The following is a 13,317-nucleotide window of genomic DNA, read 5'->3' on the forward strand; positions in this document are numbered from 1 at the left end:
CGGCACCGGGCCCGGTGCCAGTTTCGCAAATCCCGCGACGCGTTGGCCGGCCTTCGATCCCGCCCTGCCGCCTCGCACGACGCTGATTGCGCTGTCCAGCGCCAATGGGGCCCCGGTGGGCGGCTGAAGGGGATTCAGGTTCAGTCCGGCACCTTACTCCGAATTCAGAAAACATGGTTTGTCATCGGTCGCCCTAGCTGCTGCTTTGCCAGCCGCCTGCCCGGCGATTCTGTTGCCTGATGAGTTCCCCCTTCGCCTTTGCTTGCCGAAGGGACACCAAGCGTAACGTCTCACCGGACCGGTTCCTGCATTGGGTAGCAAGGGAGCGGTCATGCCTCACTCAACACGTCGCCAGTTGCTGTCGGCGACAGCGCTGGTGGCTTTCGCAAGCCCCGTGCTCGCCCGAAGCGTCACCGGACGCCTCCCCTGGTCGCCAAACGAAGCTTATCCGGTTGAACTGGTCCGGCCGGGCGGTTGGAAATTCCTGCGTCCGGAGGAAGTCGCGGCGCTGGATGCCATTGTCAGCCGGCTGATCCCCGCCGATGAGCTCAGCCCGAGCGGAAAGGATGCCGGCTGTACGGTGTTCATCGACCGGCAGCTCGCGGGTCCCTGGGGAACCTATGACTGGTACTATATGCAGGGTCCCTTCGCCGAGAAGCCGTTGCCGCAACAGGGCATCCAGTCGCCACTGGTGCCGCAGCAGCAATACCGCGCCGGGCTCGCAGCACTTGCGAAGCACTGCCGCCAGAACTTCGGTGGCAAGACCTTCGAGCAGCTTTCACCCTCCGATCAGGACAAGCTGCTGACGGCCATGGAGAAGGGCGAGGTGCAGCTGCCCGACCTCAGCGCGCCCAAGCTCACCACCACCATGTTCTTCAATCTTGTGCTGCAGAACACGATGGAAGGCTTTTTCGCCGACCCGATCTATGGCGGCAACAAGGACATGGCGAGCTGGAAGATGATCGGCTTCCCCGGTGTACGATACGATTTCCGCGATGTGCTGGCCGATCCCGGCAAGCCTTACAACAAGCCGCCCGTTTCGCTGATGGGCCGTCCCGATTGGAATGGAAAGCCGGCATGAACGCGACCCGCCTCCCCAAGAAGGATGTCGTTGTTGTCGGGCTCGGCTGGATGGGCTCGATCATGGCGTATGAGCTGTCCAAGGCCGGCCTGGACGTTGTCGCCATCGAGCGCGGTCCGTGGCGCGACACCGCCACCGACTACAACATCGGCACCGCGCCGGATGAGCTGCGCTACGCGATCCGCCAGGACATCTTCCTGCGCACCGCGCAGACCACGGACACGGCGCGCAACACCATGAGCCAGACGGCGCTGCCGATCCGCAAATGGGGCTCCTACCTACCGGGCAATGGCGTGGGCGGTGCCGGCATGCACTGGAACGGCCACACCTGGCGCTTCTTCCCGAACGATTTCCGCCTGCGCTCGCACTACACTGAACGATACGGGGCTCACTACATCCCCGAGGACATGACCATCCAGGACTACCCGGTCTCCTACGACGAGTTGGAGCCTCACTATGATTTCTTCGAGAAGGTATGCGGAATTTCGGGCAAGGCCGGCAACATCCGCGGGGTGATCCAGGAAGGCGGCAACCCGTTCGAGGGTTGGCGCTCCGACGAGTATCCGACCAAGCCGCTGCGCCCGAATCTGGCGCAGATCAAGTTCAAGAAGGCGGCCGAGGAACTCGGGCTGCACCCGTTCCCGCTGCCTTCGGCCAATATCTCCGAAGCCTACACCAATCCTTACGGCGTCCGCCTCGCGCCCTGCACCTATTGCGGGTTCTGCGAATGGTTCGGCTGCGCCAACTACTCGAAGTCCAGCCCGCAGACCTGCGTGCTGCCGGCGCTGATGCGTCACACGAATTTCGAGGCCCGCACGCTGTGCGAGGTGACGCGCATCAACAAGACGATGGATGGCCGCATGGCCTCCGGCGTCACCTACGTCGATTCCGCCGGGCGCGAATGGGAACAGCCGGCCGAGCTGGTCATTGTTGCCGCCTACGCCACCTTCAACGTCCGCCTGCTGATGCTGTCGGGCCTCGGCACGCAGTATGATCCTGCGACAGGCAAGGGTACGCTGGGCCGCAACTACGCCTATCAGACGAATGCCGGCGTTGTCGGCTATTTCGACAAGGACACGCATTTCAATCCGTTTGCTGGCGCCGGCTCGCAGGGCATGATGGCGGACGACTTCAACGGCGATAATTTCGACCACGCCCGGCTCGGCTTCGTCGGTGGCGCCAACATCAACTGCAACACCCCGCATGGCCGTCCGATCTCGTCGCGCCCCGTGCCGCCCGGCACGCCGCGCTGGGGTTCGGAGTGGAAAAAGGCAACGGCCGAGACCTATGGCCATACGCAAAGCGTGGGCAGCCAGGGTTCGTCGATGGCCTATCGCGACGTTTATCTGGACCTCGACCCGACCTACAAGGACCGGCTCGGCAATCCGCTGATGCGCATGACATTCGACTTCAAGGAAAACGACCTGAAGATGTCGCGCTTCATCGTGGACCGCACGGAGGAGATCATGAAGGCGATGGGCCCGCAGCGCATCGTCAAGACCTACAAGCGCGGCCCCTGGAGCGTCGTTCCCTACCAGACGACGCACAACACCGGCGGCGCGGTGATGAGCAGCACACCCGACCAGGGCGTGGTCAACCGCTATTGCCAGCACTGGGATGCGCCGAACGTCTTTGTCACTGGTGCCTGCCTGTTTCCGCAGAATGCCGGCTACAACCCGACGGGAACGGTCGGCGCGCTGACCTACTGGGCGCTGGATGCGATCAAGAACCAGTACCTCAAGAACCCTGGCCAGGCCCTGGTGGACGCATGATGCGCGCTTCTATCCTCGCGGCGACGCTGCTCGCCTCCATTGTGCTCGGCACCGGCACCGTCCGTGCCGACGCGGACAATTTCGTCGAGGTGGAGCGCGGCCGCGCGCTTTCCAACGCCGGCGATTGCATGGGCTGCCACATCGGGCCCGACGGCAAGTCGATGGCCGGTGGCCACATGCTGGAGACGCCATTCGGCAAGATCTCCGTGCCCAACATCACGCCGGACAATGAGACCGGGATCGGCCGCTGGACGCGCGACGAGTTCGACGATGCCATGCGCCGCGGCATCGGGCCGGGCGGCACGCACCTCTATCCCGCCTTCCCATACACCGCGTTTACCAAGATGCCCCGCAAGGACATCGATGCGATCTACGATTATCTCCGCACGCTGCCTGCCGTGCACAACGATGTGGACCGGGATACACTGCCCTTTCCCTTCAACATCCGCACGGCGATGATCGGCTGGAACTGGTTGAACTTCACGCCGGGCGAGTTCCGGCCCGACCCGTCGAAGTCGGACGAGTTCAATCGCGGCGCCTATCTGGTGGAGGGGCCAGGGCATTGCGGCATGTGCCACACGCCCCGCAACATCATGGGCGGTGACAAGTCGGCCGAGCATCTGCAGGGCGGGGACTTGCAGGGCTGGTTCGCGCCCAACATCACCGCTGACCGCCGCCTTGGTATCGGCGCTTGGTCGGTGGAGGAGATCGTCACCTACTTGAAGACCGGCCATACCGAACGAAGCGCCGCCAGCGGCCCCATGGCGGAGGTGGTGCAGTACTCCACCAGTCTGATGCCCGAGACGGAACTCAAGGCCATCGCTGTTTATTTGAAGGAGCGCGGCGCGGCCGGTCCTGGTACGCCGCAGCCTGTTGCTGCCAGTGACGCGCGGATGCAACGTGGCGCGGCAATCTATGACGATGGCTGCGCGGCCTGCCACGTCGGGAACGGCTCCGGTGTCGCCGGCATGTTTCCGCGCCTGGCGGACAACCAGAACATTCAGCAGAACGATCCGTCCGGTATTCTGAGGGTCGTCCTGCAGGGCGCGCAGTCTGTTGCGACCCGGCATGCCGTGACGGGTCCCTCCATGCCGGCTTTCGGCTTTCGCCTGAGCGACCAGCAGGTCGCGGATGTGGCGACGTTTATCCGCAACAGCTGGGGCAACGCGGCCGCTCCCGTGACAGCGGATCAGGCACGCCAGATGCGTGAGCGCAGTGCCGGGGTGGCGATGCCAGCCGCCGGGCACTGAGAAAAAAGGGCGGGGGCCGCTGCTCCCGCGCACACATCCGCCGGAGCACGTAGAACCTCCTCCTCTCTGCGGCGTTGGCTTGCCTGTTCAGCAAGGATGACCGGAGATGGAGTACGGACTTCGCGGGCAGGGCGCCGTTGTCACGGGCGGCGATTCTGGCATCGGATTGGAAACCGCCCGCAAGCTGCTGGGCGAGGGCGCCCGGGTCGTGCTCAGCGATAAGTCGGATGAGGCGCTCCGCCAAGTGGCGGCGCAGCTGAGCCCGCTGGGAGACATCGTTACCTTTTCCGCCGATCTGACGCAGCCCGGCGAGGTCGAAGCCCTGTGCCGCTCAGCGCTGGATCACCTCGGGCAGGTGCACATCGTGGCGCATTGCGCCGGCATCACCGGTGCCCAGGGCCTCTTCCACGAGCAATCCGATAAGGATTGGATGGAGGCGCTGGACACGAACCTGATGAGTGCCGTCCGTGTTCTGCGGGGTTTCATTCCCAGCATGCTGGCGCAACGTCATGGTCGAATCGTGCTCGTCTCCTCCGAGGACGGGGTGCAGCCCTATCCGGATGAGCTGCCCTACTGCGCCAGTAAGGCCGCGTTGCTCAACCTCACCAAGGGGCTGGCGAAAGCCTATTCCGGCCAAGGCATCCTGGTGAACGCTGTCAGCCCGGCCTTTATCGAAACCCCCATGACGGATGCGATGATGGAGAAGCGCGCAGGGCAAGATGGCACAAGCTTCGACGAGGCCGTACAAAGCTTCCTCAAGCAGGAGCGGCCCGATCTGGTGCTGGGCCGGCGTGGCCGGGCCGAGGAAGTGGCCGCCGCCATTCTGTTCCTCTGCTCCGCCGGCGCCAGTTTCTGCACCGGCACCAACATCCGCGTCGATGGCGGTTCCGTTTCCACCATGGCGATCTGAGCCTGCAGGAGCCTGCGGCAGCACCTCTGGCTGGAAAGCCGCTGCCGGGGCAGGATCATGTGCGGATCAGGGCTCGGAACATGGCGGAAGAGCGAGGCAACAGCCAGGAGTACATGGCCACAGGGGCAGGCTTCCTGGCTGAACTTCCCCTGGCGGAGCTGTCGGCGGCCGAGGCGGAAGCCATGGCTGCGCGTCATTTCGGCTTTCATGGCCGGGCAACGCGGCTGGCGGGCGGGCGATACCTGGCCTTCCATCTTGCCACCGAAGATGGACGAGGCTTCGTCCTGCAGGTGTTGCACCCTGCAGAGGAGCCCGGGCTTGCCCATTTTCAAACCGTCACCCTGTTGAACCTTGCCCGCGCGCACCCGGAACTGCCGGTGCCGCGACTGCACCGGCCTTTGTGCGGCCGGGGGGCGGAAGCGACCGCAGGAATCGGCGGGCAATCCTGCCGTCTTCGGCTGCTGGATCACCTGCCCGGTCGGCCCATGCACCTGACGGCGCCATGCCACCGCCAGCGTCGCGCTGTGGGCACGATGCTGGCGCAGTTGGATCGTGGCCTGGCCGAGCAAGCCGACGGCGCTGACCCAAAACCTTCCGGACTGCCCGTCAGGCGCATGGCCGGCCTGTGGAAGCTGATCACCAGCCTGCCGCAAATTGGCGATCGTGGTTTGGCCGCCGGCCTGCTGGAGCGGTTCGAGCGCAACCTGGCGCCGCGCTTGCTGCGCCTGCCGGTGCAGCCCGTGCATCTCGAGCTGATCCGCCGCAACCTCCGGGTGTCCGAGGACGACCATGCAGCCATCATCGGCATCACCGGCTTCGAGGCGCTGGCCTACGCACCATCGGTAGATGCTCTGGCCCGTGCCTGTGCCGATCAGCTCCAGCCGGAAGGGCATCCGCTCGCGGGCCCGGGCGATGTTGTTGAAGCTTTCCACGCCCTTCGTCCACTACGGCCGGAGGAGCTGGACCTGCTCGCAGGATTGATCGCGGCCCACGTCGTGATGGTGACCATCCAGCATGCCTGGACACTATCCCGCCGGCGGGCCGAAGCGCCTGATGTCCGGCACGACTATGCCCATGCCTTGTCTGGCCTGCGCCGCCTGGGCGTTCTGCCTCAGGATGAGGCAGAGACCTACTTGCGGCGCCGGATCGCCGCGGCGAGGACCTAGCCGCGGCCAAGCCAACTCCTCCCGAAAGCTGGAAATACCTGTTCCGCGGTGCGGAGGGAAGATGCGAGCCGCTTGGCGGATGCCACACTTTCCGTTTTTGTTCTATATGATCGGCTTCTCGCTTGCGTTCATGTTCTGTTTATGTTCGCATCTTCGTCATGCCGATGCCGTATCCAAACCCTCTCGACCCGGCCAGTTGGGCCATCCCGCATCCCCCGGGAGGACCCCCCGACAACTGCAACGGGCGAGGCGGACGGCATGGCGGGGCGCGGGCAGGGGCGGCGACCCTGTCCGCGCTTTTTCAGGCGCCCCGTGCAAGGCGGCAACTTCGACGTGCCGAAGCATTGTTCCGCGACGTCATGCTGGGAGGTGTTATCGGTATTCTGGGTGGCTGGTTAGCGGGATGGCTCGTCTTCTGGATGCTGGGGTAGGAGGCCGGAGACGGTGATGAAGGCGTTTGATCCATGGGGGCCCGGCCTTACCGGATCAGATATAGCAGGCATTTTCCGGTGCCTCATTGATCGTCGGCAATTTGCGGATGGAGCCTCGAAGGCGGCGGCGGACTCGGCGCTCGGACGTGCCGCAGTTCTCAGACCGCCAGATAGCGTTGGCGCAATGCGGCATCCTGCAGAAGCGCCGCCATGGCTCCTTCATGGCGCGGGAGACCGGTTTCCAGCACGAGAGCGCGGTCCGCGACAGCGCCGGCAAAGGCCAAGTTCTGTTCCGACAACAGGATTGCCAGCCCTTCCTGCTTCAGCGCCATCACCGTAGCGGCCATGCTTTCCACCACAACCGGCGCCAGCCCCTCGGATGGCTCATCCAGAAGCAGCAGGGCAGGATTACCCATCAGGGTTCGCGCAACGGCCAACATCTGCTGCTCGCCGCCGCTCATCCTGCTGGCTGGTCGGGATCGCATGGCGGCCAAGGCGGGGAAGAGGGCGAAGACCCGATCCGTATTCCAGGGCGCAAGTCCAGGCGACGCGGGGCGTCGTCCTACCTCGAGGTTTTCCGCAACGGTGAGCCCCGCGAAGATGCGCCGCTCTTCAGGCACGTAGCCGATTCCGGCTCTTGCGATCGCGTGCGGCCTGCGTCCTGCCAGATCTTCGCCGCCGAAGCGCACGCTGCCGGCGGTGACTGGCACCAGCCCCATGATGCTCTTCATGGTCGTGCTCTTGCCGGCGCCGTTGCGCCCTAGCAAGCAAAGCACCTCGCCCTTTGCCACGGAAAGCGAGATCCCGTGCAGAATGTGCGCCTGGCCGTAATGTGCGTGCAAATCCCGGACTTCAAGCATCCGCCAGCCCACCCAGGTAGATCCGCCGCACCAGGGGATCGGCCCGGACCGCTTCCGGCGCACCCGCGGCAATCAGCCGGCCCCTGTCCAGAACCAAAACCCGGTCGGCGTGGGTGAAGACAACGTCCATGTCGTGCTCAGTGAACAGAACGGCGATGCCTGCATCGCGGGCGATGCCGGCGGTCCGCGCCATCAATGCCACGCGCTCTGAGGGGGCCATGCCGGCGGTGGGCTCATCCATCAGCAGCAGCCGCGGATGGTTGGACAGCGCCATGGCCAGCTCCAGCCGCTTCAGCTCACCATAGGCCAGCACGCCGGAGGGACGAGCGGCCTGGTCCGCCATGCCGACCCGGCTCAGCAAGACCTCCGCCTCGCGCGTCATCAGCTGGTCCGCCGGCCGCCAAAGGCCGAACAGGCGACGATGGTGCGAGAGCAACGCCATTCGCACATTATCCAGCACGCTCATCGAGCCGAAGGTGGCCGTGACCTGAAAGGTCCGCCCGACGCCAAGTCGCCAGATGGCGCGCGGGCGCAGCCCAGTGACGTCCTGCCCCAGCAGCCGCACGCGTCCCGAATCCGGTTGGAGCTGGCCGTTCAGCAGATTGAAGCAGGTGCTCTTGCCGGCGCCGTTGGGGCCGATCAGCGCCAGCATCTCTCCCGGTGCCAGGGTGAAGGACACCTCATCCACCGCCCGCACGCCACCCCAGGACTTCACCAACGCCTCAGCCTGCAGCAACGGGATCATGCCCGGCTCCGCAGCCGGAAGGCACCGGCGAGGCCCCGGGGAAAGAACAGCACCAAGGCCAGGATCACCATCCCGAGCAGCATCCGCCAGAGATCGGTCAACCGAGCGAGCTGCTCCTGAAGCCCGGCATAGGCGATGGCGCCCACCACGGGGCCGGCGAGGGTCTGCACTCCGCCCAGCAGCACCATGAGCAGCGCGTCCACGCTGCGCGGGATATCAAGTGACGAGGGGAACACGCTGCCCTTGCCATAGGCGAAGAGCGCACCGGCCAGCCCGGCGCCTGCGGCGCCCAAGCCAAAGGCGGCCCAGCGGATGCGGAAGGCGTCGATGCCGATGGCCTCGGCGCGCCGCGGATTGTCCCGCTGCGCCCTCAGAGCCAGTCCGAAAGGTGAACGAATTGCCCGGCGCAGCAGCCAGATCGCGAGGCCGCACAAGGCCAGCGACAGGTACCAGTAGGTCAGCTTTCCGGCGGCCCAGGCGCTGGGCCAGACGCCGAGGATCCCGTTGTCCCCACCCGTCACCTCGCTCCACTGGAAGGCAACGCTCCACGCGATCTGCGCGAAGGCCAGCGTCAGCATGGCGGAGTAAACCCCGGAAAGCCGCACGCAGAAGGCGCCGAACACCAGCCCGACCAGTCCGGCGAAGAAGGGAGCGACGAGCAGCCCGGCCTCCATCGGCGCAGCGAAGTGGTGGGACAGCAAGGCTGCGGCGTAGGCGCCGGCACCGAAATACGCGGCATGGCCGAAGCTCGCCATGCCGCCCGGACCCATGATGAAGTGAAGCGACGCCGCGAACAGGGCCAGTGCCACGAAATCGGCCAGCAGGATCAGCGGATACTCGCCGAGCCAAGGCGACACCGCCAGAAGCGTCACCAGCGCGGCCAGAAGGAAGCCGCTGACCCAGCGAGGCGTCGGCCCGGGAAGGGGGGGCGCCAGTTCCGAGGCGGGCGGCTCACCCTCAGGTTTGCGGCCCAACAGCCCGTAGGGTCGCAGCACCAGCACCACCGCCATCACCAGGAAGACCAGGACCAGCGTGATGCGGGGAAACACCAGAATGCCGAAGGCGTGCAACTCGCCGATCAACAGCGCCGCCAGGAAGGCTCCCGGCAGGCTACCGAGCCCGCCAACCACCACCACCACGAAGGCCTGGACGATCACGGCCATGTCCATGTGGATGGTCACCGCCTCACGCGGGATCTGCAACGCGCCGCCCAGCCCGGCCAGTGCCGATCCCAAGGCGAATACCCCTGTGAACAGCAGCTTCTGATCGACGCCCAGCGCGGCCACCATCTCCCGGTCCTGCGTCGCAGCACGCAGCAGGATGCCGAAGCGGGTGCGGTGGAACAGCAACCACAGCAGACCCAGCACCACCGGCCCCACCGCGATCAGGAACAGGTCGTAGAGCGGAAATCGCAGCCCCAGGATCTGCACGGCGCCTCGCAGCAGTGGAGCGCGGGGGCCGAACTTGTCATCCGCGCCCCAAAGCAGCAGCACCAGGTCCTGCACCACCAGCACCAGGGCGAAGGTGGCGAGCAGCTGGAACAGTTCCGGCGCTTGGTAGATGCGGCGGAGAATGGCCGTCTCCGCCAGCGCGCCCAGGGCACCCACAGCCAGTGCTGCCAGCAGGATACCGCCCCAAAAGCCCCAGAACCCCGCATCGGCGAGCGGTCCTTGGCTCAGCAGCGTCCAGCCCAGATACGCGCCCAGCATGTAGAAGCTGCCATGGGCGAAGTTGACGATGCGGCTGACGCCGAAGATCACCGTCAGTCCCGAGGCCACCAGAAACAGGGACGAGGCGCTGGCCAGGCCGTTCAGGGCCTGGAGCACTAGGATCTCCAAGGCCGGATCAGCCCTGCGGACGCCAGGCTTTCACCTGCTCGTCCGAGGGCAGATATCGTGCGCCATCCGCGTATCGCCAGTCCACCATGCGACCCACCCGGCCGTTCAGGCTGGTCCGCCCGACAAAGGCGCCCAGCGTGGCCTGGTGATCCAGGGCGCGGAACTCTACCTCGCCGGTGCCATAGCCGGTCGGGTAGCGCAGTCCCTTGAACGCCTCCACCATGCGCTCGACCTCCGTGCTGCCGGCCTTTCGCAGCATGGTGGCGATGGCAAGGGCAGTATCGTAGCCGACAATGGAGCCGCAGCGCGGCAACTCCCCGAACCGCGCCCGGTAGGCGTCGCGCAGCGCGGTGTGGACGGGATTGTCGAGCTCGTCGCGCGGGTAGCCGGTGACGATCCATCCCTCCGGACATTCCTCGCCCAACGGCTCCAGATACTCCGGTTCCCCGGTCAGCATGGAGGCGACCGAACGGCCCTCGAACAGGCCGCGCGTATTGCCCTGCCGGACAAAGTTCAGCAGGTCGGTGCTGAAGGTGACGTTGAAGATGCCATCAGGCCGCACCCGCTCCAGCGCTTGAACCGTGGAGCCGGCCTCGATGCGGCCCAGCGCGGGGAACTGCTCGCCGACGAACTCCACATCGGGCCGTGCCTTGGCCAACAACTCCTTGAACCACCGCACGGCCGACTGGCCGTATTCATAGTTGGGCGCGATGGTTGCCCAGCGCCGGGCGGGCAGTTTCGCCGCCTCCTCCACCAGCATGGCGGCCTGCATGTAGGTGCTAGGCCGCAAGCGGAAGGTGTAGCGATTGCCCCGGGACCAGACCAGAGCATCGGTCAATGGTTCGGATGCGGCGTATAGCACTTTGTTCTGGCGGGCGTAGTCGGCCAGGGCCAGCCCAACATTGGACAGGTAGCCGCCACCCAGCAGTGCCACCTTCTCCGACGCCACCAGCTCGGCGGCGATCCGTACCGCGTCTTCCGGGCGTCCGGCATCATCCCGGAACAGGGTTTCCATGGGCCGCCCGTCGATGCCGCCTGCGGCATTCACCTGCTCCTGCGCCAGCAGCCAGCCATTGCGGTAAGGGCCCAGAAAGGCAGGCTGGGCGGTGTAGGAATTGATCTCCCCGACGCGGATGGACGAGGACTGCGCGCGCACAAGGGCAGGCATTGCGAGGCTCGCCGCGGCCAGCCCCGCTGCTCCTGCCAGCAGGGCCCGCCGTCCGTTCGGGGGCGGGGCGGTGAGGCGGTCGGTCATGGCGGAAACGTCCTTTGTCGGGCGCGGCGTCGCTGCCGCATCATTCAGGCCGTGGCGCAGATGTCCAGGGCGGCGAGCCGCTCCGGCAGAGCGGCCAGCGATTCTTCCGGCGCATTGGCGAAGGCCAGCCGCAAATGCCGCTCCTGCCCCGGACCGAAGAAGGACCCAGGAAGCGTCAGCAACCCGTGCCGGGACGCTAGCGCTTCAGCCACCGCCAACCCGTCAGGCAAAGCCTCCGGCAGGCGGAGATACGCGAAATACGTGCCCATGGCATCGATGCGCCAGGACGGTGCCGCGCCCATGGCGGCACGGAAGCTCGTGGCGCGGCGAGCCATGATGGCGCGGTTGCCTGCACGCCAGCCAGCCAGCGCCGGGATCGCCCAGCAAAGCGCAGCCTGCGCCGGGCGCGGTGCGCAGATCTGCATGGTATCGATCAGCTTCAACAGCTCCGCCCGGAAGGCGCCGCCACCGAGGATGGCGCCGACGCGATGACCGGGAATGCAGTAGGATTTGCTGAAGGAATAAAGCTGTACGACGTGATCCCGCCAGTCTGCTTCAGCGAACAGGTTGTGCGGCGGAGTGGCCTCCTCAGGCAGGAAGTCGCGATAGGTCTCGTCCAGCACCAGCCACACCCCCCGTGCACGGCAGATCGCCGCGATCTCGGCCAGGATAGCGGGCGGAATGATAGCGCCGGTTGGATTGTTGGGCGTCACCAGTACAACCGCCCGCGTGGCGGGTGTCAGAGCCGCCGCCAAGCGTTGCGGATCGGGGATGAAGCCGTCCTCAGCCCGGGTTTGAAGGGCGCGGGTACCGATACCCAGCAGTTCCAGCGCCATCCGGTGATTGAAATACCAGGGCGTTGGCAGAAGAACCTCATCCCCTGTACCGGCCAGCACCGTCATGGCCATGGTGAAGGCCAGGTTGCAGCCCGCGGTGATCGCCACGTCGCCGGCGCTGATCGGGCTGCGGTAGAAAGCCGAGAGTTCCGCCGCAAGCGCTTCGCGCAGCCCGGGTTCGCCATCGATCGGCCCATAGCCGGCGGCCGCCCTGCTGACGGCGGCCTCGGCCAGCTTCGCCAGCATATCGGCATGTGGAGGGTAACCTGGAACGGCCTGGGTAAGATCCAGCATCGGCCCGGCATCGCCGTTGTAGAGGGCGGCCCATTGACGCGCCGCGGGAATGGGGGGGGCGGTTGTGGCCCGGACGCGGGCGGAAAAGGGGAGGCTCGGCATGGTGCCGCGAGATTGTCACGCGGCTGCGCGGACGGCCACCCCGGCTCAGCCGGATTCTCCGGCCGGACGGCCTGTCACATGCCGCCAGTGGTGCCACAGCAGGCGTGCCGCCAGTGAGCGCCAGGGCCGCCACAGGTCCGAGATGCCGATCAGGGCAGGGGCTGAGGGTCGAGCCGACAATTGCTTCAGATGCTGCACCGACGCCGCCAGGGCCACATCGGCATAAGGAAAGATGTCGGCCCGGTCCTCGGCGAACAGCAGATGGACCTGCGCAGTCCATGGACCGAGGCCTCGCTGCGCCGCCAGATGGTCTATGGCCACCTCATCAGACATCCCCGGCAACTCATGGAGCCGCAACGATCCGTCCAGGCACGCAGCTGCCAGGCTCCGAAGATGGGCCACTTTGGGCCGCGACAACCCCGCGATCCGCAACTCTTCATCGGTCAGTGTCAGCATGCCTTCGGGCGTGGAGGCGCCGGGGAGGGCAGAGAAGCGGCGCCAGATCGCCTCCGCGGCCTGATTGCTGATCTGCTGCCCGAGAACGGTGCGCGCCAGCCCGCCGAAGCCGCGGGAGCGGCTTCGCCAAGGCAGTGGCCCCGCAGCCGGAATGATGGACGCAAAATCGGGATCAGCAACGCAAAGGGCGGCAAGGCCCGCCTCCACCCAGGCCGGCAGCGCGCCCGGCAGTGGTGCGCTTTCCGTGCTTGCACCACATGTCATTGCGGTACCCTTTGAAACGAAATGCAACAACACATGGAATCGAAAAAACCTGTAACA

At 66.0% G+C, this 13,317-nt stretch carries 12 protein-coding genes; 6 read left to right on the forward strand and 6 right to left on the reverse strand.

Annotation, left to right across the window (positions count from 1 at the left end):
• Nucleotides 1-331 precede the first annotated feature (331 nt).
• From ACFOD4_RS06095 to ACFOD4_RS06120, 6 genes are all read left to right on the forward strand, one after another.
• Nucleotides 332-1,081: a gluconate 2-dehydrogenase subunit 3 family protein gene (locus ACFOD4_RS06095; protein WP_379595047.1), complete on the forward strand. Its 750-nt coding sequence runs from the start codon at nucleotides 332-334 to the stop codon at nucleotides 1,079-1,081.
• Complete coding sequence (locus ACFOD4_RS06100; protein WP_379595048.1) at nucleotides 1,078-2,853, forward strand: GMC family oxidoreductase; 1,776 nt, start codon at nucleotides 1,078-1,080, stop codon at nucleotides 2,851-2,853. Before ACFOD4_RS06095 ends, ACFOD4_RS06100 begins: the two co-directional genes overlap by 4 nt.
• On the forward strand, nucleotides 2,850-4,103 hold the full coding sequence (locus ACFOD4_RS06105; protein ID WP_379595049.1) for a cytochrome c: 1,254 nt from the start codon (nucleotides 2,850-2,852) through the stop codon (nucleotides 4,101-4,103). The genes ACFOD4_RS06100 and ACFOD4_RS06105 overlap by 4 nt, the downstream gene beginning before the upstream one ends.
• Before the next feature lie 106 nt (nucleotides 4,104-4,209).
• Entirely contained in the window at nucleotides 4,210-5,013 is an 804-nt protein-coding gene (locus ACFOD4_RS06110) for an SDR family NAD(P)-dependent oxidoreductase (RefSeq protein ID WP_379595050.1), read from the forward strand.
• Nucleotides 5,014-5,093: 80 nt separating this feature from the next.
• On the forward strand, nucleotides 5,094-6,179 hold the full coding sequence (locus ACFOD4_RS06115; protein WP_379595051.1) for an aminotransferase class III-fold pyridoxal phosphate-dependent enzyme: 1,086 nt from the start codon (nucleotides 5,094-5,096) through the stop codon (nucleotides 6,177-6,179).
• A gap of 158 nt (nucleotides 6,180-6,337) precedes the next feature.
• Nucleotides 6,338-6,610: a hypothetical protein gene (locus ACFOD4_RS06120; RefSeq protein ID WP_379595052.1), complete on the forward strand. Its 273-nt coding sequence runs from the start codon at nucleotides 6,338-6,340 to the stop codon at nucleotides 6,608-6,610.
• 158 nt (nucleotides 6,611-6,768) lie between these two features.
• Here ACFOD4_RS06120 and ACFOD4_RS06125 read toward each other — a convergent pair whose 3' ends face one another.
• From ACFOD4_RS06125 to ACFOD4_RS06150, 6 genes are read right to left on the reverse strand one after another with little or no spacing between them, the layout of a single operon-like run.
• A complete protein-coding gene (locus ACFOD4_RS06125) occupies nucleotides 6,769-7,470 on the reverse strand; it encodes an ABC transporter ATP-binding protein (RefSeq protein ID WP_379595053.1) in 702 nt (233 codons plus the stop codon).
• The gene (locus ACFOD4_RS06130) at nucleotides 7,463-8,215 is read right to left on the reverse strand and encodes an ABC transporter ATP-binding protein (RefSeq protein ID WP_379595054.1); all 753 of its coding nucleotides are present in this window, start codon (nucleotides 8,213-8,215) and stop codon (nucleotides 7,463-7,465) included. The genes ACFOD4_RS06125 and ACFOD4_RS06130 overlap by 8 nt, the downstream gene beginning before the upstream one ends.
• The gene (locus ACFOD4_RS06135; protein ID WP_456316877.1) at nucleotides 8,212-10,041 is read right to left on the reverse strand and encodes an ABC transporter permease; all 1,830 of its coding nucleotides are present in this window, start codon (nucleotides 10,039-10,041) and stop codon (nucleotides 8,212-8,214) included. Before ACFOD4_RS06135 ends, ACFOD4_RS06130 begins: the two co-directional genes overlap by 4 nt.
• 19 nt (nucleotides 10,042-10,060) lie before the next feature.
• A complete protein-coding gene (locus tag ACFOD4_RS06140; RefSeq protein ID WP_379595056.1) occupies nucleotides 10,061-11,308 on the reverse strand; it encodes an ABC transporter substrate-binding protein in 1,248 nt (415 codons plus the stop codon).
• A gap of 44 nt (nucleotides 11,309-11,352) precedes the next feature.
• A complete protein-coding gene (locus ACFOD4_RS06145) occupies nucleotides 11,353-12,540 on the reverse strand; it encodes an aminotransferase (RefSeq protein ID WP_379595057.1) in 1,188 nt (395 codons plus the stop codon).
• A 45-nt stretch (nucleotides 12,541-12,585) separates the two neighbouring features.
• Nucleotides 12,586-13,260, reverse strand: a complete 675-nt coding sequence (locus tag ACFOD4_RS06150; RefSeq protein ID WP_379595058.1) for a DNA-3-methyladenine glycosylase family protein — start codon at nucleotides 13,258-13,260, stop codon at nucleotides 12,586-12,588.
• Between the last annotated feature and the right edge of the window lie 57 nt (nucleotides 13,261-13,317).

Source organism: Teichococcus globiformis (assembly GCF_042646265.1).
GTDB classification, from domain to species: domain Bacteria; phylum Pseudomonadota; class Alphaproteobacteria; order Acetobacterales; family Acetobacteraceae; genus Pseudoroseomonas; species Pseudoroseomonas globiformis.